Annotated in this window: 17 protein-coding genes and 1 pseudogene; 13 read left to right on the top strand and 5 right to left on the bottom strand. The window is 71.0% G+C overall.

The window, feature by feature from the left end:
* The first annotated feature begins 22 nt into the window (after positions 1-22).
* The 6 genes from MTQ01_RS20750 (at position 23) to MTQ01_RS20725 (ending at position 5,234) form a co-directional block, all read left to right on the top strand.
* Positions 23-865, top strand: coding sequence for an ABC transporter ATP-binding protein (locus MTQ01_RS20750; protein WP_374207816.1), 843 nt, complete (start codon positions 23-25; stop codon positions 863-865).
* Positions 865-1,809, top strand: a complete 945-nt coding sequence (locus MTQ01_RS20745; protein ID WP_247492230.1) for a branched-chain amino acid ABC transporter permease — start codon at positions 865-867, stop codon at positions 1,807-1,809. Before MTQ01_RS20750 ends, MTQ01_RS20745 begins: the two co-directional genes overlap by 1 nt.
* Positions 1,806-2,900 carry a branched-chain amino acid ABC transporter permease gene (locus MTQ01_RS20740; protein ID WP_247492229.1) on the top strand — a complete coding sequence of 365 codons (1,095 nt, stop codon included), beginning with the start codon at positions 1,806-1,808 and terminating at the stop codon, positions 2,898-2,900. Before MTQ01_RS20745 ends, MTQ01_RS20740 begins: the two co-directional genes overlap by 4 nt.
* Positions 2,897-3,829 (top strand): alpha/beta fold hydrolase, encoded by a 933-nt coding sequence (locus tag MTQ01_RS20735; RefSeq protein ID WP_247492227.1) that lies wholly within the window; start codon positions 2,897-2,899, stop codon positions 3,827-3,829. Before MTQ01_RS20740 ends, MTQ01_RS20735 begins: the two co-directional genes overlap by 4 nt.
* Positions 3,830-4,027: 198 nt before the next feature.
* Positions 4,028-4,399 carry a dihydrofolate reductase family protein gene (locus MTQ01_RS20730; RefSeq protein ID WP_247492226.1) on the top strand — a complete coding sequence of 124 codons (372 nt, stop codon included), beginning with the start codon at positions 4,028-4,030 and terminating at the stop codon, positions 4,397-4,399.
* A gap of 94 nt (positions 4,400-4,493) precedes the next feature.
* On the top strand, positions 4,494-5,234 hold the full coding sequence (locus tag MTQ01_RS20725; protein ID WP_247492225.1) for a transposase family protein: 741 nt from the start codon (positions 4,494-4,496) through the stop codon (positions 5,232-5,234).
* Positions 5,235-5,420: 186 nt separating this feature from the next.
* Here MTQ01_RS20725 and MTQ01_RS20720 read toward each other — a convergent pair whose 3' ends face one another.
* Positions 5,421-5,756 (bottom strand): winged helix-turn-helix domain-containing protein, encoded by a 336-nt coding sequence (locus MTQ01_RS20720; protein WP_247492224.1) that lies wholly within the window; start codon positions 5,754-5,756, stop codon positions 5,421-5,423.
* A 174-nt stretch (positions 5,757-5,930) separates the two neighbouring features.
* Between MTQ01_RS20720 and MTQ01_RS20715 the strand changes: the two genes are divergently transcribed.
* The 3 genes and pseudogenes from MTQ01_RS20715 (at position 5,931) to MTQ01_RS20700 (ending at position 8,787) form a co-directional block, all read left to right on the top strand.
* Entirely contained in the window at positions 5,931-7,073 is a 1,143-nt protein-coding gene (locus MTQ01_RS20715; RefSeq protein ID WP_247492223.1) for an FAD-dependent monooxygenase, read from the top strand.
* 220 nt (positions 7,074-7,293) lie between these two features.
* A pseudogene (locus tag MTQ01_RS20705) lies at positions 7,294-7,476 on the top strand (dihydrofolate reductase family protein); the annotation flags it as partial.
* A 564-nt stretch (positions 7,477-8,040) separates the two neighbouring features.
* Positions 8,041-8,787, top strand: a complete 747-nt coding sequence (locus tag MTQ01_RS20700; protein WP_247492221.1) for a D-Ala-D-Ala carboxypeptidase family metallohydrolase — start codon at positions 8,041-8,043, stop codon at positions 8,785-8,787.
* Between the two features lie 549 nt (positions 8,788-9,336).
* Here the strand turns inward: MTQ01_RS20700 and MTQ01_RS20695 are convergent.
* Positions 9,337-9,555 carry a hypothetical protein gene (locus MTQ01_RS20695; protein ID WP_247492220.1) on the bottom strand — a complete coding sequence of 73 codons (219 nt, stop codon included), beginning with the start codon at positions 9,553-9,555 and terminating at the stop codon, positions 9,337-9,339.
* Positions 9,556-9,690: 135 nt separating this feature from the next.
* Between MTQ01_RS20695 and MTQ01_RS20690 the strand changes: the two genes are divergently transcribed.
* The 4 genes from MTQ01_RS20690 to MTQ01_RS20675 all read left to right on the top strand — a co-directional run bounded on the left by MTQ01_RS20690 (position 9,691) and on the right by MTQ01_RS20675 (position 11,996).
* A complete protein-coding gene (locus MTQ01_RS20690) occupies positions 9,691-10,533 on the top strand; it encodes a helix-turn-helix transcriptional regulator (RefSeq protein ID WP_247492219.1) in 843 nt (280 codons plus the stop codon).
* Positions 10,517-10,726 carry a DUF397 domain-containing protein gene (locus tag MTQ01_RS20685; RefSeq protein ID WP_247492218.1) on the top strand — a complete coding sequence of 70 codons (210 nt, stop codon included), beginning with the start codon at positions 10,517-10,519 and terminating at the stop codon, positions 10,724-10,726. The genes MTQ01_RS20690 and MTQ01_RS20685 overlap by 17 nt, the downstream gene beginning before the upstream one ends.
* Before the next feature lie 165 nt (positions 10,727-10,891).
* Positions 10,892-11,203, top strand: a complete 312-nt coding sequence (locus MTQ01_RS20680; protein WP_247492217.1) for a hypothetical protein — start codon at positions 10,892-10,894, stop codon at positions 11,201-11,203.
* A 190-nt stretch (positions 11,204-11,393) separates the two neighbouring features.
* A complete protein-coding gene (locus tag MTQ01_RS20675) occupies positions 11,394-11,996 on the top strand; it encodes a TIGR03086 family metal-binding protein (protein ID WP_247492216.1) in 603 nt (200 codons plus the stop codon).
* 99 nt (positions 11,997-12,095) lie between these two features.
* On the opposite strand, the gene MTQ01_RS20670 is transcribed toward MTQ01_RS20675, so the two are convergent.
* The 3 genes from MTQ01_RS20670 to MTQ01_RS20660 all read right to left on the bottom strand — a co-directional run bounded on the left by MTQ01_RS20670 (position 12,096) and on the right by MTQ01_RS20660 (position 15,693).
* Positions 12,096-13,121, bottom strand: a complete 1,026-nt coding sequence (locus MTQ01_RS20670) for an alpha/beta fold hydrolase (RefSeq protein ID WP_247492215.1) — start codon at positions 13,119-13,121, stop codon at positions 12,096-12,098.
* A gap of 136 nt (positions 13,122-13,257) precedes the next feature.
* Positions 13,258-14,550 (bottom strand): winged helix DNA-binding domain-containing protein, encoded by a 1,293-nt coding sequence (locus MTQ01_RS20665; protein ID WP_247492214.1) that lies wholly within the window; start codon positions 14,548-14,550, stop codon positions 13,258-13,260.
* A gap of 228 nt (positions 14,551-14,778) precedes the next feature.
* Complete coding sequence (locus MTQ01_RS20660) at positions 14,779-15,693, bottom strand: virginiamycin B lyase (protein ID WP_247492213.1); 915 nt, start codon at positions 15,691-15,693, stop codon at positions 14,779-14,781.
* Positions 15,694-16,780 lie beyond the last annotated feature (1,087 nt).

Here is a 16,780-nt window from a genome sequence, read left to right as displayed (position 1 = left end):
TACGGACTCCGCGTCCGGTGCGGTGCTCTCCGTGCGGGACCTGCACGTGGAGATCGGCGGCTCCCACATCCTCCAGGGCGTCACCTTCGACACCGACCCCGGCGGCGTCACCGCGCTGCTCGGCCGCAACGGCGTCGGCAAGACGACGACCGTGCGCGCCGTGCTCGGGCTGCTGCCCGAAGGCGGTCGGATCACCGGCGGCACCGTGACCCTCGACGGCGTCGACGTCACCGCCGAGCCCACCCACCGCACCGTGCGGCGCGGTATCGGCTACGCGCCCGAGGACCGGGGAGTCTTCACCCGGCTCACCGTCGCCGAGAACCTCGCCCTGGCCAAACGCCCGGGCGGCGCCCTCCACTACGAGCTGATCCACGACCTCTTTCCCGAACTCCTGGCCCGTCGCGGGCAGTTGGCGGGGACGCTCTCGGGCGGTCAGCAGCAGATGGTCGCCATCGCCCGAACACTGCTGAACGACAACCGACTTGTGGTCGCCGACGAGCCGACCAAGGGCCTCGCACCGCGCGTCGTCACCGAGGTCGCCGAGGTGCTGGAGCGCGCCGCCGCGCGCGTACCGCTGCTGCTCGTCGAACAGAACCTCGCCGTCGTGCGTCGGCTGGCCACCCGGGCGGCCGTGCTGGACGCGGGCCGGGTGGTCCACAGCGGCGACGCGGCCTCGCTGCTCGCCGACCGCGAGCTGACCACCGGACTCCTCGGCGTCGGCAGCCGGGCGGCGAGCGGCGACGTGACGAAGAACAGCCGGGCGGCGAACAGCACCCCCGCGAGCGGCGACCCGGCGAACAGCCGAGCGGCCGGCGGACGGGACCGCGCGCCGCACGACGACGACGTTCCGGGAGGGGCCCACTGATGGACACGCTCGTACTCCTCACGCTCACCGGTCTGGGCCTCGGTGCGCTCTACTTCCTCATCGCCTCCGGACTCGCCCTGATCTTCGGGCTGATGGACGTCCTCAACTTCGCCCACGGTGCGTTCCTCACCGTCTCGGCCTACGCCGCCTGGCAGGTGCTGGACTCCGTCGGCGGGATGCCCGGGCTGCTGCTCGCACTGCTTGTCGGCACCTCAACGGGCCTGCTGCTGGCGGTGGTTGTGGAGTTCGTGCTGATCCGCCGGCTGTACGGCCGGCCGCGCGACCAGATTCTGGTCACCGTCGGCCTCTCACTGGCCGTTCCCGCGCTGGTGCAGAGCCTCTGGAGCGCCGACGCCCGCAGCTTCCCGGTGCCGGACGCGCTCGACGGCACCGTCGCCCTCGCAGGCGCGCAAGTCCCGGTCAACCGGCTGGTGTTGATCGCCGCCGCCGTCCTCGTGCTGGTCGGGGTGCAGCTCTTCCTCACCCGCACCCGGTACGGGCTGATCGTCCGGGCCGGCGTGGAGGACCGCGCCATGGTCACCGCGCTGGGCGTCGACGTGACCCGCGCCTTCACTCTGGTGTTCGCGCTCGGTGGCGCGCTCGCGGGGCTGGCGGGCGTGCTGGGCGGGCTCTACTTCGGTTCCGTCTCGCCGCACCAGGGCACCTCGCTGCTGATCTTCGCCTTCGTCGTGGTCATCATCGGCGGACTGCACTCCATGCCCGGCGTCGCACTCTCCGCGCTCACTGTCGGGCTCACCCAGCAGTACGCCAACTACTACGTCGGCGGATACGGGGATCTCGCGGTCATCGTCCTGCTGGCGCTGGTGGTGCTCGCACGTCCCACCGGCAGCGGCACCAGCCCTGTCGACCGCATCCGCCGCCGGCTCGAATCGCTCCGTGCGGCACCTGCCGAATCCGTCCGGCCCACGGGAGGCACGCCGTGACCCTCACCCACCTCCCCGCGCCGGACGCGACCCCGGCGCCCCGGACGCCCGACTCCCCACGTTCCGCGGCGCGTTGGCGCCCGTACGCGGTGCCCGCGGTGGTCCTGGTCGTGCTGGCGCTGCTGCCGTACTCCGCCCTGGAGATCCCGGTCCTCTTCGACGGCCGGCTCAACTCGCCCGGCTCGCTCCAACTCATCGCGCTCTGCCTGGTGTTCGCCGGACTGGCACTCGGCTACGACCTGATGTTCGGCCGTACCGGGCTGCTCTCCTTCGGGCACGCCCTCTACATCGCCGGCGGCGCGTACGGCACCCAGCTCGCCATGACCGAGCTCGGCCTCGGGCTGCTGCCCGCCGCGCTGCTCACCCTGGTGCTCGGCACCCTCGCCGCCGTGGTCCTCGGCGCGATCTCCCTCCGTACGCTGGCGCTCGGCGGAATCGGCTTCGCCATGGTCACGCTCGCCTTCGCGCAGGCGGGCGCCATCTGGATCGAGCGCAACCCCGGCGGCCTCACCGGCGGCGAGGAGGGCCTGCCGCTGCACACCGCCGGAGTGCCGGAGGCGTTCGTCGGCGTCGCCAACACCGTCAACGTCTACTGGCTGGCGCTGGCCTACCTCGCCCTGGTCGCCGCCGTCGTGTGGAGCGCGACCGCGAGCCCGGTCGGCAGGGTGTGGCAGGCACTGCGCGACAACGAGCAGCGCATCGCCGTGCTGGGCCGCGACCCCTTCCGCCACAAGCTCGGCGCGTTCGTCCTGGCCTCCGCGCTCGCGCTGCTCGGCGGCATCGTGCACCTGCTGGTCACCGCGGGCGCGACCCCGCACTCCAGCACACCCGAGTTCACGCTGACACTGCTGGTCATGGTGGTGCTCGGCGGAGCCGGCACCCGCTGGGGCCCGATCGTCGGCGGAGTGCTCTTCACCTACCTCGACCAGCGTCTGGCGAGCTGGGGCATCGGCAGCGAGCCCATGCTGATCCTGGGCACGCTCTTCATCCTCGCGGTATACGTGGCACCCGGCGGACTCACCTCGATCCGCCTCCACCGCACCCGACGGTCCGCCGCACGGGCCGACAGCCGGAGTCAGGAGCACCGATGACGCAACGACCCACGGAGATCCGCGTCCCGGTCGCAGGCGGTGAACTCGCCTGCCACCACTGGCAGTTGTCCGGGAGCGAGGGGATTCCGGTCATCGCCCTGCACGGCATCACCGCCAACGGCCGCGCCTGGGACGCCTTCGCCCACTCCGGACGTGCGGGCTCCGAGGCGAGTCTCTCGCCGGCAGGACCCGTCGCCGACCTCTTCGCGCCCGATCTGCGCGGGCGCGCCGACAGCGCGCAGCTGCCCGGGCCGTACGGGCTCTCCGCCCATGTGGACGACGTGCTGGCGCTGCTCGACCACCTCGACCGGCCGCGGGCCGTGCTCGTCGGCCACTCCATGGGCGCCTTCGTCGCCGCGCTCGCCGCCGCCCGCCACCCCGACCGCTTCCCCCGCGTCGTGCTCGTGGACGGCGGCGTGGGCTTTCCGCCGCCGCCCGGCGCGGACATCGACGCCCAGCTCGACGCGGTGCTCGGCCCCGCGGTCCGCCGTCTGACCATGACCTTTCCCGACCCGGAAAGCTACCGCGACTTCTTCCGCGCCCATCCCGCCCTCGCGGAGCACTGGGGCCCGGACATCGCCGCCTACGTCGACCACGACCTGGTGGCCGACGGCGGTGCCTTCCGCAGCAGCTGCGTCCCCGACGCGGTGCGCGCCGACGGCGCCGATGTCCTGTGCCACGACGAAACCCTCGCCGCCGCACGTCAACCGCAGGTGGACGGCGTGCTGTTGTGGGCCGAACGCGGGCTGCTCGACGACGACCGGGCGCTCTACGAGGCCGACCGCCTCGCCGGGGCCGGCCTCGACAACGCCCGGCTGCCGCAGCGCCGCATCGACGACACCAACCACTACACCGTCCTCTTCGCCCCGCACGCCCTCGCCCACCTCGTCACCGCCACCCACCACGCCCTGGACCTGCTGCGCGACTGACCGGACCCGCGCCTCTCCGCCCCGCTGGGTCCTGCGCCCTGCGGTCGCGATCCGGTGATCCGCCGAAAGCCGCCGTCTCCGCAGCGATGAGTTCTTCTCCCGCGGCAGGTCTGAAGCACCGGGACGTCACCCTCCGGGACGTCACATCCGGAGTCGGCCGCCGAGGTCGGGCTCCGCCGACAGCAGGGAGAACGGGCCATGGGCAGGATCGCGGTGCACGAGTTCGTCAGTCTCGACGGCAGCTTCGAGGACCCGAGCTTCACGGCGGCGTACGGGTTCACCGACGGCATGGCGCAGGCACTCGGCGCGCTGACCGGTGGCAGCGATGCCATCCTGCTGGGACGGCGCACGTACGAGATGTTCGCGCCCGCCTGGTCGACGCGCACCGCGGCGGACGACCCGAGGGCGCCGTTCTTCAACGACACTCCGAAGCACGTCGTCTCCGCCACCCGCACCGCGGCCGACGAGTGGCAGAACTCCTCGGTGCTCGGCCCCTACGACGCCGACGCCGTCCGTGCGCTCAAGGCGCGCAGTACGGGCATCTACGTCAGTGAGCCCCTTCCAACCTGACGGGTGGTCGAGCTGCGGGCCCGGCGGCGGACATGAAGAAAGCTCCTGGTAGACGGGTTCACGACCAAGATCACCGCATCCGCCAGGAGCTCGTGTGCTTGTCTACCCGTCTGCCATCGATCTGTCCAGCCGTACCCTGCGTTGTCTCTCCGGTCTGCTGGCAGGTCACCGACGCCGGATCGGTTCTCGTTGGCGCCGCCTGAGCTGCGGCCGACAGGCTCTACTCGTACTCGCTCACCTACGCTGCGGCGACACCTACAACCGCCTCGCCGCCGGCTTCCAGGTCGGAATCGCGACGGTCTACCGCTACATACGCGAGGCCGTCGACCTCCTGGCCACCCTTGCCCCGACACTGGAGCAGGCCATGCACACCATCCGCAGGAAGGTGTACGTGATCCTCGACGGCACACTTCTGCCGATCGACCGTGTTGCGGCCGACCGCCCGTACTACTCGGGAAAGAAGAAGCATCATGGGATGAACGTGCAGGTCCTCGCCGACCTGGCCGGACGACTGCTCTGGGTCTCGGACGCCCTGCCCGGCGCCGTCCACGATCTGACCGCGGCCCGCACCCACGGCATCCCCGCCGACGGCATCAAGTGCTGGGCGGACAAGGCATACCAGGGCGCCGGACCCGCCGTCCGCGTCCCGATCCGGGGCAAGCACCTGCGCGGCTGGCGCCGCCGCCACAACCGCGATCACGCAAAGATCCGAAGCCTCGGCGAACGCGCCATCGCCACCCTCAAGTGCTGGCGAGTACTCCGCAAACTGCGCTGCAGCACCACGAGGATCACTACCGTCGTCCGCGCCATCGTCACTCTCGAACTCACCAGCTGATCAAGATGGAGAGGGCTCAATGTGCGGAAGAGTTCGGCGCCGTTAACGAGCGCGGGACGGTGGTCGAAGCGACACCGATCCCATTTGTGCCCGCGTCGTGTCCAGCTATTTGCGAGCCGGGCGCGGGCTGGATTCGGCCGGGCTCGCGGCTCAACCCGGACTCCCCTCCGGCGTGCTCAGCTGTGCTCAGCGAGGAGCAGTACCGCCCGGGGACTTTGCGCCCAGGAGCGTGAGCAGCCCGGGAAATCTCTTGTCGATGTCCGCGCGTCGTAGTCGGACGCCCTTGCGGTTGCCGTAGTCGATCTCGTCAATGAGACCTGCCTCGCGCAGGACCCGGAAGTGGTGGGTCTGGGTCTGCTTCGAGATCGGAAGATCGAACGAGTTGCAGCCCCGCTCGCTGTCGCTGCGGTCGGCGGCCAACTCCGTCATCACCGAACGACGGTGCTCGTCTGCGAGGGCGCGAAACACCGTCCCCAGATCGAGCGCATCGGCCTCCGGGCCGACCAGGTTCCTCCCGGCCACGCGGCACCTCCTTCAGGTACGACTTGAATCGTACCTGAAGAATGTGCTCCACTGAGGTACGAACTCTTTCGTACCTTGGTTCCGGTTGCGCTGCCCGTCCCGCCGCGCTCTGAGAGCCGGCCCCGGCACTCGCCGGGGAGCTGGTCATCCTCGACACTCCGAGAGGTCATCGTCATGAAGAAGCCCGAGGTGCTGATAGTCGGTGCCGGAATCGCAGGGCCCGCGCTCGCATACTGGCTCTCCCGGAACGGCTACCGGCCAACGGTCGTCGAACATGCCCGGCAGCTGCGCTCCGGTGGCAGCGCGGTCGTCGTGAAGGGGCCCGCGACCCCGGTCGCCGACCGCATGGGCATCCTCCCGCAGCTGCGCGGGCTCGCCACCCGCAATCGGTCACTGACCCTGCTCGACCCCGGCGGCAGGCGGATCCTGCATCTCCCGCTCACCTCGGACAAGGCTCCGACGGTCGAGGTGACCCGAGCCGACCTGTCCGAGGTGCTCCACCGGTCGGCTCAGACCGAGGCCGAGTTCTTGTTCGACGACACGGTCACCGCTCTCGACCAGGACGAAGGCGGGGTGGACGTCACCTTCCGGCGGTCCGCGCCACGGCGCTTCGACTTGGTAGTCGGTGCCGACGGGATGCACTCCACCGTACGGCGCCTGGTATTCGGACCCGAGCGGCAGTTCGCGAGCGACCTGGGCCTGTACGGCGCGACCGTGCCGCTGAAACCCGACGCCGTCGAGGACCCGAGTGAGATGACGATGCTGACTGTGCCGAACCGGATGCTGGTCGTCCATCCCTCGCGGACCACTCCGCTTGCGATCTTCACCTTCCGGGCCGCACGGCTGGCGCCCCACGACCGCAAGAACATTGCCCTTCACAAGCAGACCGTGGCCGACGCCTACGCCGGCGTGGGGTGGCGGGCACCGGAACTCGTGTCGGCGTTTCTCGACCACCCGGCCCCGTTCTTCGACCCCCTGACCACCCTCCGGATGCCCTCGTGGTCCCGCGGACGGGTCGTCCTGCTCGGGGACGCGGCGGCGGCGACAGCCCTGCTGGGTGACGGGTCCAGCATGGCGATGGCGGGCGCGTACGCCCTCGCGGAAGAGCTCGCCGCCCAACCCGGTGACCACGCCCGCGCCTTCGCCGCCTACGAGTCCCGTCTCCGCCGCGAGGTAGGCCCACGGCAGCGACGCGTCGGTCCGCTCTCCAGGCTCATGGTGCCCCGCACCCGGCCGGGCCTCGCAGCGCGCAATACGGTGGGCCGCGCGGTCAGCCGCACGCACCGGAGCGCCACTCGCGAAGCCGCGAACCGGTAGACCGAGCCCGCACCGACCGCTCACCGGCCGATGCGCAGCTCCCCTGTAGCTCCCAACCGGGTCGGCGCCGCCATGCGAGCAAGCCATGGCCGCCCTGAAGGGCTGGCGCCCCCGGCGGAGACTCCGCTGTAGCACCAACCGAGTCACCGCCATCGTGAAGACGATCCCCGCCCTTCGTCACGCCTCAACCTGAGGTTGGAAAAGGCTCAGTGGCAGCGGCACCCTGGTCCGCGCACTGCTCGCGGACGGACTCGTGGACGAACTGCACCTGCTGGTCTACCCCGTCGTCCTCGGCACCGGCGCCAGGCTCTTCCCGGAGGGCGCGCCGCGCGTCCCGCTGACCCTCCTCGACCAGGAACGGTTCGACAACGGCGTGCTCCACCTCACCTACGGTCAGGTCTGACTGCCCGGACCGCACCGGCGGGTGCACGAAGCCAACCGGCGGGTGGAGCGAACCCAACCGACGGGTGCTCGCCGCCGACCGGCGCGGGGAAGTTCCGAACCGGCCGCCGCGAGTGCCCCGTTCGAGCCTCTGGGAAACCAGGGCGCCCCGGTTGCGGCGGCATATACGAAAGTTGACGGGTGGCGGAAACATTTCCGGGCATGCCGGTGAAAGTCACAGCTCAGGCCGCCTGTGCGCGGCATAGACCAGTGGCGCTGTTTTAACGGTTCTTTACACGGCGCCGGGCGCATGGCTCACTTGTGGCGTGCTCATGGCGGGAAGGGCCTGACGGGAGGTGTTCCGGCAGGTCGGCCCCGGCGTGCGCCGAGAACCGGCCTCGTCCGCCAACCCCTCGGACGTGGCCACCGGCTTGCCCGGACCGCCTTCGCGCCCCGGGTGTCCAGGTGCGGGAACGCATCCGCGGTGAGCCGGATCGACAGAGCCACCGCCGCCCGTCCGCACCCGTACCGCCCGCACGGCCGGGGCCGGCGCGTCCACAGAACGCACCGTCGAAGGGACCTCTCCATGCTTGCCGGAACCAGGAACCGCTGGGCCGTCAGATCGTTCATCATCCTTCTCGCGGCCATGCTGAGCTTCGGCGTGCCGCAGATCGTCGCCCCCTCCGAGGCGCAGGCGTACGGCTGGTCGCGCACGCTGAAGGAAGGGTCGAGCGGTGCGGACGTCCGCGAGCTCCAGATCAGGGTCGCCGGATGGGCCGCGGACAGCGCCTCGCGCACCCACGTCGCCGTCGACGGCCAGTTCGGACCCGGCACCAAGGCGGCGGTGACCCGCTTCCAGCGCGCCTACGGCCTCTCCGCCGACGGCGTCGCAGGACCGAACACGCACAAGGCCCTCAACGCTCTTGAGGCTTCCGACGGTTCGACCAAGAACTTCAACTTCTCGGAGTTCTACTCCAAGGACGGCTCGCAGTTCAACGGAGGAAAGGTCGGCGCCTCCACGGTCAAGGAGAACGTGCGCCGGATGATGTACAAGCTGGAGGCCATCCGCAAGAAGGCCGGTGACCGCGCCATCACCGTCAACAGCGGATTCCGCAGCATCAAGCACAACTCCAACGTCGGCGGTGCCTCCAACAGCCAGCACATGTACGGAATCGCGGCGGACATCGTCGTCAGCGGCCGTACGGTGAGCCAGACGATCTCCTACGCGCAGACCTCCGGATTCTCCGGAATCATTCGCTACAGCACCTTCACCCACGTGGACAACCGAGCCGAGTACTCCTACGGTTCGAGCGGCTACTACTGGGCCGTCTGATCCCGGTCGCGTTCCGGGTTCGGACGGGTTCTGAACCCGTCCGCGTTCCGAATTCGGAGGCGCGCCACATTCTTTGAGCTCTCTGCCCGGGCGGCGAAGGAACACCTCGCCGACCCGGGCAGAAGTGCGTCACGGGGTGGTGGGACGCGGGGTCAGGGCGGTCCGAGCGAGGCCAGATGAGCCCGAACGCGCGCGCACAACGCCCGCACCCGGACGTCGAGTTCGTCCCCCTCGTGCTCGGGCTCCTGCTCGGGCTCGTGCTCGGTCTCTTCGGTCCCGGTGTTACCGGATGGGGGCGCTCCGCGCGCGGTTTCCGCTACCGCCCGCACGGCTCGGGAAGGATCGGACGAGGCTTCGCCGCCGTGGGGCGCAGGGTGCGGCTCCGAGGTGCTCACGAGTCGACATCTCCCAGGTGGACGCGGGCGGCGTGGCGCCCGAGGAGGACAACGCAGTCCGTCTCCAGTGAACGGTCGCCGACGGCACGGGCGTGCTCTGCCGCCTGTGCGAGGCGCCTGCATGCCCCGCAGCCGTCGACGGTCGGCAGGGCGCTCATGATGCGGCGCCCCGGCGGATCACGGTCGCCAACTCCACCGCCGTGCGGGGATGCACCGCGCCGAGGGCGACAAGTCGGCCGGGCCCCTCGTCGGGTGTGTCCCAGACGTGTGGATCCAGCCGAAGCCCGGGCAGGCAGATTCCCGCGTCGGCAAGCGCGCTCGCCAAAAGGTGGGCGGCTTCCGTCGCGTCGGGGGCTGCTCCGGCAGCAATCATTTTTTACCTTCCCGCAGTTGATGACCTATTGCATTCCGTAGTGGAGTGGTTACAGCATTGCGTTTGCGGGGGCGCCGGGAAAGGTCAGAGCTGTGCCCGGCCCATTCCGGGCACAGGGGGAGTGGTGCGCAGAAAATGGAAGTGAATCCGATCGACGAGAATGACGGTGACACGCCAAGGGCGATACTGGCGCGCCGACTTCGGACAGCCCGAGCGCGCGCGAACCTGACAGTGAGGGCGCTCGCCGAGGAAATCGACTATCCGTACGGCTATCTCTCCCGGGTCGAGAACGGCAGGCAGTTGCCCTCCGACGCACTCGCGGAGGCACTCGACGGACGTTTCGGTACGGACGGGCTGTTCGGCGAACTCCTCGCGATGAGCCGCAACCACCTCATCGCGGACTACAGCCGCGCCGTGGTGGAGAGGGAACCTGAGGCGCACCGTATTCAGGTCTTCACCAGCAGCATCGTTCCGGGCCTGCTTCAGACGAAGGCGCACGCCGACGCGCTGTTCCTGGCCAGCGTGCCGGGTATCACGCGGGAGGAGGTGGCGGAACGAGTCGTCGTGCGTCTCCATCGTCAGCAGATCTTCGCCCGCGAGTCGCCGCCGTACTACTGGGCAGTGATGGACGAGGTTGCGCTGCGTCGTCAGGTGGGAGGGCGGGAATGCATGAGGGAGCAGTTGCGTCACCTCGTGCAGGAGAGTCGCAGACCCCGAACCACCTTGCAGGTGGTGCCGTTCGAGCAGGGCGCTCACTCGATGTTGGGAGGCAGTCTGACATTGCACACCCTGGGAAACGGCGAGACGATTGCCGTGATCGAGAGCTTCGCGACCGGCACGCCCGTTGAAGAGCCGAGTCGAGTGCTCCTTCTGCAACAGCGTTACGACATGGCACGGTCCAAAGCGCTCTGCGAGACCGAATCCCTGGCACTGATCCAGCGATACCTGAAGGAGTACGAGGATGAGGAAGAGCCCTGATCTGCCCGATACCGAGTGGCGCAAGTCGTCGTACAGCGGGTCGGAGAACGGCGATTGCGTTGAGGTGGCCCAAGGCTCGTCCGCTGTGTCGGTGCGCGATTCGAAGAACCCCCGGGGCGGTGCCGTCGTGTTTTGCGCTACCCCGTGGGCGGCCTTTCTCGAAGGTCTGAAGGTGGACGACCTCGCTGCCTGACCTGGCGAGCAGAACGTACCGATGCAAGGGGAGTCTGTGCCCGGGGTTGTTCGGGCGCAGACTCCCGCCGAGTCGAACGGCGTTCAACGGTGGGGCGAGGAGGGGGATTTGGTGACGGGAGCGCCTGAATGCCCGGCGTGCGCAAGGTCGTTGACGGTGCTGTCGGTGGTCCGTACGCGTCAGTCCTGGGGCGGCGGCGAGCCTCGGCCGAGGCCGGAGCTGTGGTGGAGTTGCGCGCACTGCCGATGGGTGGGCTACCAGCGCAACCGGGGCGAGTCGCTGAACGCGATGCGACGGCTGGAAGGCGCCGAGGGCGACTGCCCGTTCTGCGGCTGGGACCAGTGCTGTGTGGTCAGCGAGCCCTGGTGGTCGGCGAACACGGGGGTGATGGGCGGCCGGCCGGGCTGGCTCTCCTGGGAGGTCTGCCTGGAGTGCGGCACCGGTAACCAGCGCCGCGCCGACTCCCGCCCGCAGTAGGCGGCCCCGAAACGTACCCGGCCCCGGAACGTAGGCGGCCCGGAACGTGGGCAGCCCGGGTCCGCGGGCCGGAACGCGGGCGGCCCGGCGGGGTGCCGGGCGCAGCCACCCGGTGCGCCGGTACGGTGCGGTCCCTACGACGGTCGTACTCGGCCGGACGTCGTATTCGGCCGGACCCGGAGGGAGCGCCATGAACGCAACACCAGTCGACGATCTCGCGACGGTCCTGGGGGCTGTCGGCGATGTGCTCACGCAGGTGCGGGAGGACCAGTGGCACGCGCCGACTCCCAGTCGGGAGTGGGACGTTCGCGAAGTCGTCAACCACATGGTGCTGGGCGATCTGCGCACCGCCGAGGTGCTCTGCGGCGGTCCGGGACTCGCCGTCGGCGCCTTCGACCCGACGGAGGAGGACGCCCTCGGCGACGAGGAGGTGGCGTCGTACCGCAGCGCCGGTGTGAAGCTGCTCGCCGCGCTGCGGCAGCCGGGTGTGCTGGAGCAGAGCTTCGAGCTGCCGATCGGCACCGTACCGGGCTTCGTGATCGTCCATGTGCGGACCGTGGAGGCGTTGGTGCACGGCTGGGACGTGGCGCGTGCGATCGGTCGGCGGCTGGAGGTGCCGGAGCAACTGGCCGAGGCCGAGCTGCTGTTCAGCAGTGAGGCGATGGCGGGCGCGGCGCGCGAGTCGATGCCGTTCGCCTCGCCCGAGCCGGTCGCCGACGACGCCCCGGCGCTGGACCGCCTCGCGGCCTTCCTCGGCAGGCCGGTCGCCCCGGAGGGCCTGTCGTCTCTCTGAGCCGGCGGGCGCCTCCGGTGCCGCCCGCTCTCCGGGACCGCAGGTCTTCCTGCGGGCGGCCCCGTTCTCCGAGGCGGGGCGGCGGAGGCCGCTGCCGGTTCAGCGGGGGCGGGTGGGGTGGTCCAGGTCGCCGAGCCACCGGATCAGGGTCTCGTTGACCTCTTCCGGACGCTCCTGCTGGATCCAGTGGCCGCAGCCGTCGAGCAGACGGGACGCGGGGTGCAGGCCGGGCAGCGTGTGCGCGTGGGCCTCGATCGCCGGCCCCATCCAGGTGGTCGAGGAGTCCAGTGAGCCGCCGAGGAAGAGCGAGGGCTGGGACAGGACCGCGCCGTTGAGGTCGGCGAGGTCTTCCCAGTCGCGGTCCATGTTGCGGTAGCGGGCGAGCGCGCCGCCGAAGCCGGTGCGTTCGAACTCGCCCGCGTAGTAGTCGAGTTCGGCCTCGGTCAGCCAGCTCGGCAGCCGGTCGTGCGGGAGGCGTTCGCGGATGGTGCCGCCCTCGCGGACGAAGAGCGGGTGCGGGCCGTCCGGCGGCGGCATGGTCTCGGCGGACAGGGCCGCGTAGATCCCGGCGAGCCAGCCGCGCACATCGGGCTCGATCTCGGACTCGGCGCGGCCGGGCTGCTGGAAGTAGGAGACGTAGAACTCGTCGCTGCCGGGGCCGCCGTCCTCGCGCATCCTGGCGAAGACGTCGCCGGGGCGCGGTCCGCCGGGCGGCGAGTAGGGAACGCTGAGCAGCCCCACGGCGCGGAAGACCTCCGGGTGCAGCAGCGCGGAGTGCGCCGCGATCGGCGAACCCCAGTCGTGGCCGACCACCACGGCGCTCTCCTCGCCGAGTGCCCGCACGACGGCGACGTTGTCCTCCGCCAGCGACCGCAGTCCGTACGCGGCGATGTCCGTCGGCCGGGAGGAACGCCCGTAGCCCCGTACGTCGACGGCCGCGGCGCGGTAGCCGGCGGCGGCGAGTGCGGGCAGCTGACGGCGCCAGGAGTACCAGGACTCCGGGAAGCCGTGCAGCAGCAACACCAGTGGCCCGGCGCCGAGTTCGGCGACATGGGCGCGGCCTGCGGGGGTGGGCACCATCCGGTGGGTGACGTCCGAGGGCTGTACGGCGGCGGTCGGGGGCATCGCGGTTCCTCCGGTTCGGGGCGGTTTCTGCGTCGTCCGGATCTGCGTCGTCCGGTCGAATCCGGGCCTGTCGGGGCCGGCCGGGTCGTTCCGGGGCGATCGGGTCGCGCGGCGGGCGGTGGTGGGCGGGTCCGGGTCAGTCGCCGGGCAGGATGCGGACGTGACCGGCCGGAAGCTTCGGCCACCAGTGGAACCAGCGGCGGTAGACCAGGGGTTCGCGGTCGGCGAGGAAGTCGCGCAGGCGGCGCGACTCGGCGGCAAGGCCCTCCCAGTCGGCGTCGCTCAACGGGTGGAAGGCGGTCACCTCGACGCCCTGCTCGGTGGGGCGCCAGACGCCTGCCGCCCTGCCGTCGACGAGGACCGTGGGCAACTGGTCGCCGTTGACGCGGGTGATCACCCTCCGGTACTCGTCCGGTACGAAGCGGCTGCGGTCGGCGTGGGCCAGCAGCACGTTGTCCCACATGCCCAACAGCCTTGGTGGAGCAGGCAGTTCGCCGTCCGGGAGTTCGCCGTCCGGTACGTCGAAGAGTTCTTCGCCGCCGGGGCCCCGACGGGTCGTCAGCGCGTCTTCGAGCCCGGTGAGCACGCGGCGCACCTGCCGCCGCGGGACCGTCAGGAACTGTGCGGCGTCCGCCACCGACGCGGGGCCGAAGGCCCGGAGATAGCGCAACAGCAGTGTGCCGAGTGCCTCGTCGCCCGCTGCCCCGTCGTACGGATCGGGGCGTGCTGTGGCGGCGACGTAGGAGACGCTGCCCGCCGTGCGGAAGTACCAGGGCTCGGCGGAGTCGGTGGTGCGCAGCAGCGGAGCGACCAGCCGGGCTGCCCAAAGCGCGCCGCGCACGGCCTCGTTCGCCCGCTCGGCGTCGGCGGTGTCCGACGTGTCCGCCCTTCCGCCGGCCCCCGCGGTTCCGTCCGCAGTGCCGGAGAGAGGGCCGGCGGGGGTGTTGGCCGGGGTGTCGGTGAGGGTTTCGGCGAAGTGGGTCGAGAGCCAGGTCTGCAGTTCGGCGACGGTGCGCGGCCGGGCGAGGTGGTCGAGCAACTGCGGCAGGAGCGCGTCGAGTTGTTCGGTCGTGACGCCGGAGGACCGGAAGCGTTCATGCCTGAGCCGAGCCCGCAGGGTGCCCTGCATCGCCTGGAGGAACACCGGGTGGTCCGCGTGGTGCACGACGTGCAGCGTCATCCGCATCAGGGTCGCCCGCACCAGCGTGCCGCTCGCGAACAGTTTGTCCACGGCGGCCGGTTGGAGATCGGCGAGCCGGTTCCACAGCGCGAGGTACACGGACGCGGGCGCCTGGCCTTGGAGGCCGGCCAACTGTGCCACGGCGTCCTCGGGTGCCGACTCGACGCGTTCCAGCAGGAGTTGGCGGGCGAGCGTGGCCCGGTTGAGTTCGGCGGCGGTGAGCGCGCCGCCTTCCGTGGTGTTCGCCATTCCGGCCCTCTCCTGGTGGTGACCGTCCGCAGTGCCGGCCGTTCGCCACCCGAGCCAACCACAACCGGACGTCCCCGTGCGGGGCTTGCGCCTCGGACGCGGCCGTACACCCGCAAGCCGTGCGCGAGCCGTGCGCAAGACACCCGCAAGCCGTGCGTGCCCGCGGGTGCTCGGCTGCGTCCGTACGTCCGTGCGCAAGCCGTGCGCGAGGCACCCGGCCCGGGAGGCTCAGGCCGTGATGCGGGCGACGGTGCCGATCTCCTGCGCGGTCCACAGCGCGCCGTCCGCGCCCACCGCGATGCCGTGCGGCTCGCTGGAGGGCGTCGGGAGCGCGTACGGGGTGGTGCCGCCGTTGGCGCGGAAGTGGGTGACGCGGTTGGCGCCCCACTCGGTGAACCAGCATTCGCCGGGCGCGGTCGAGACGATCGCGTGGGGTTTGGCGGCGTCGTCGATCAGCGGAAACTCCTCGACCCGTCCGTCGGTCGCGATCCGTGCGACCTGACTGGCCGTCAACTCGACGCACCACAGCGCCTCGCCGTCGCAGGCGATGCCGACCGGACCGGCGTCGGCGGTCGGCAGCGGGTGGAGCGCCACCTCACCGGTGTCGGGGGCGAGTCGGCCGACCGCGTTCGCCCTGTTGAGGGTGAACCACAGGGCTCCGTCCGGGCCTTCGCAGATCATCGCGGGGAACCCGCCCGCGACGGGCAGCGCGTACTCGGTGACGGTGCCGTCCGCGGGATCGAGCCGGCCGACGCGGTCGGCGTTGGTCATCGTGAACCAGAGGCCGCCGTCGGCGGCGGAGGTGATGCCGTACGGGCCGCAGTCCGGGGTCGGAAGCGGGTGTGAGACGGCCTCGCCGTCGGTGGTGATCCGGCCGATGCGGTGATCGCCGGCCCTGGTGAACCACAGTGCGCCGTCCGGCCCCGGGGTGATGACCATGGGCAGGCAGTCGGGGGCGCCGTCCAGCGCGTGGACAGTGGTTCGCGGCGGACCCTCCCCGTCGGTCGAGAACCGGGCGATTCTCCCGGCGTGCACGAGTGTGATCCACAGTGCGCCGTCGGGCCCCGCGGTGAGCCCGTAGGGGCCGGCACCCGGGTCGGTCACGGGGAACTCCTCGACGGTGCGGGCGTCGGAGCTGTACACGGTGGGAACCTCCAGTCGCCGAGGAGGTGGTCTGCCTCGTCGGTCTCGTGCACGTGACCATGCCCAGCCGCCGACCGGATCGCAACAGGGTTTGCGCGGAGCGAAACACCGGTCGGAACGGACGCGGATGTGGCCGACGCCCGCCGTCACGCCCCTGGGCCCGCCGTCGCAGGCCCGGGGCTTCGTCCGTCGGCTCCGCCCGCGGTGCGCGGGCGTCGGGGTGTGTAGGTCGGCGCGGGCGCGTCGGCGGCCGGAGGCGGATCGGCCCGTGCGGTCCGACACCGCGGCGCGTGATCCCTGGTGCGGGTGCGGGTGCGGGTGCGGGTGCGGTGCGCGGGCGTCGGGGCGCGTAAGTCAGGCGCGGGCGCGTCGGGGCGCGGTGGTGCCGGCGGCCAGGTGCCGGCACCACCGCGCCCTGTGTCGTACGTACGCGCCGGCCCGTGCGTTCAGTCGTCGGCCTGCGACTCGCGTCGGCCCCGAACGTCGGACGGCCCGCCGGTCGCGTCGTCCGACTCGGGGTCGGTGCGACGGCGCGGGCGGGCCGTTCGGCGGGCAGCCCGGGCGGTGAACCCGGACTGCGAGGGTTTCAGGCGTTGTGTCGCTTCTGAGTCTTTCGACTGCGACGCAGTGAGATCAGCAGGAAGTAGCCGACCCAGACGGCAACGAGGACGCCGAACAAGGCGTTGGAAACCCAGTCTTCAGCCATAAACGGACAAACACCCACCAGGGCCGGGGACATGTGCGACGACCCTGGGGTCGCGGTTGGCCGACTCTACCCACGCCCCGGCTCCGCTCTCGACCGTGGCGGGCGCAGCGTTATCGCCTCGTCACCTGGTGTGGACCCGCTGCGACGGGCGGGCACCCCAACGTCACTCCGCGACGGCGCTTTGGTGCGCTTCGAGGGTTCTGGGCGAACATGTGCAGTTGTCGGAAATGAGCGGAATGTTGGTCTCGTTGTGCTGTCGCGACGCCCCGTTCGGTGCCGCGACCTGCGCGACTGTCCGAAACTCGTCCCCGCCGCGGGTCGGTGCGGCCCGTCCGGGCTCCGCCGGTTCCGTCGCGCACCCGCAATCGGCTTCGCTCCGCC

Origin of the sequence: Streptomyces sp. XM4193 (assembly GCF_023072595.1) — a bacterium.
Taxonomy (GTDB): Bacteria; Actinomycetota; Actinomycetes; order Streptomycetales; family Streptomycetaceae; genus Streptomyces.
The sequence above is the reverse complement of the archived record's forward strand: the minus strand, read 5'-3'. Positions and strand labels throughout refer to the sequence as shown.

What these genes read in the sequence shown, in the direction of transcription:
- MTQ01_RS20745 (WP_247492230.1), top strand. Translation starts at nt 865, where the DNA reads ATGGACACGCTCGTACTCCTCACGCTCACCGGTCTGGGCCTCGGTGCG.
- MTQ01_RS20735 (WP_247492227.1), top strand. Translation starts at nt 2,897, where the DNA reads ATGACGCAACGACCCACGGAGATCCGCGTCCCGGTCGCAGGCGGTGAA.
- MTQ01_RS20730 (WP_247492226.1), top strand. Translation starts at nt 4,028, where the DNA reads ATGGGCAGGATCGCGGTGCACGAGTTCGTCAGTCTCGACGGCAGCTTC.
- MTQ01_RS20715 (WP_247492223.1), top strand. Translation starts at nt 5,931, where the DNA reads ATGAAGAAGCCCGAGGTGCTGATAGTCGGTGCCGGAATCGCAGGGCCC.
- MTQ01_RS20700 (WP_247492221.1), top strand. Translation starts at nt 8,041, where the DNA reads ATGCTTGCCGGAACCAGGAACCGCTGGGCCGTCAGATCGTTCATCATC.
- MTQ01_RS20695 (WP_247492220.1), bottom strand. Translation starts at nt 9,555, where the DNA reads ATGATTGCTGCCGGAGCAGCCCCCGACGCGACGGAAGCCGCCCACCTT.
- MTQ01_RS20690 (WP_247492219.1), top strand. Translation starts at nt 9,691, where the DNA reads ATGGAAGTGAATCCGATCGACGAGAATGACGGTGACACGCCAAGGGCG.
- MTQ01_RS20685 (WP_247492218.1), top strand. Translation starts at nt 10,517, where the DNA reads ATGAGGAAGAGCCCTGATCTGCCCGATACCGAGTGGCGCAAGTCGTCG.
- MTQ01_RS20675 (WP_247492216.1), top strand. Translation starts at nt 11,394, where the DNA reads ATGAACGCAACACCAGTCGACGATCTCGCGACGGTCCTGGGGGCTGTC.
- MTQ01_RS20670 (WP_247492215.1), bottom strand. Translation starts at nt 13,121, where the DNA reads ATGCCCCCGACCGCCGCCGTACAGCCCTCGGACGTCACCCACCGGATG.
- MTQ01_RS20665 (WP_247492214.1), bottom strand. Translation starts at nt 14,550, where the DNA reads ATGGCGAACACCACGGAAGGCGGCGCGCTCACCGCCGCCGAACTCAAC.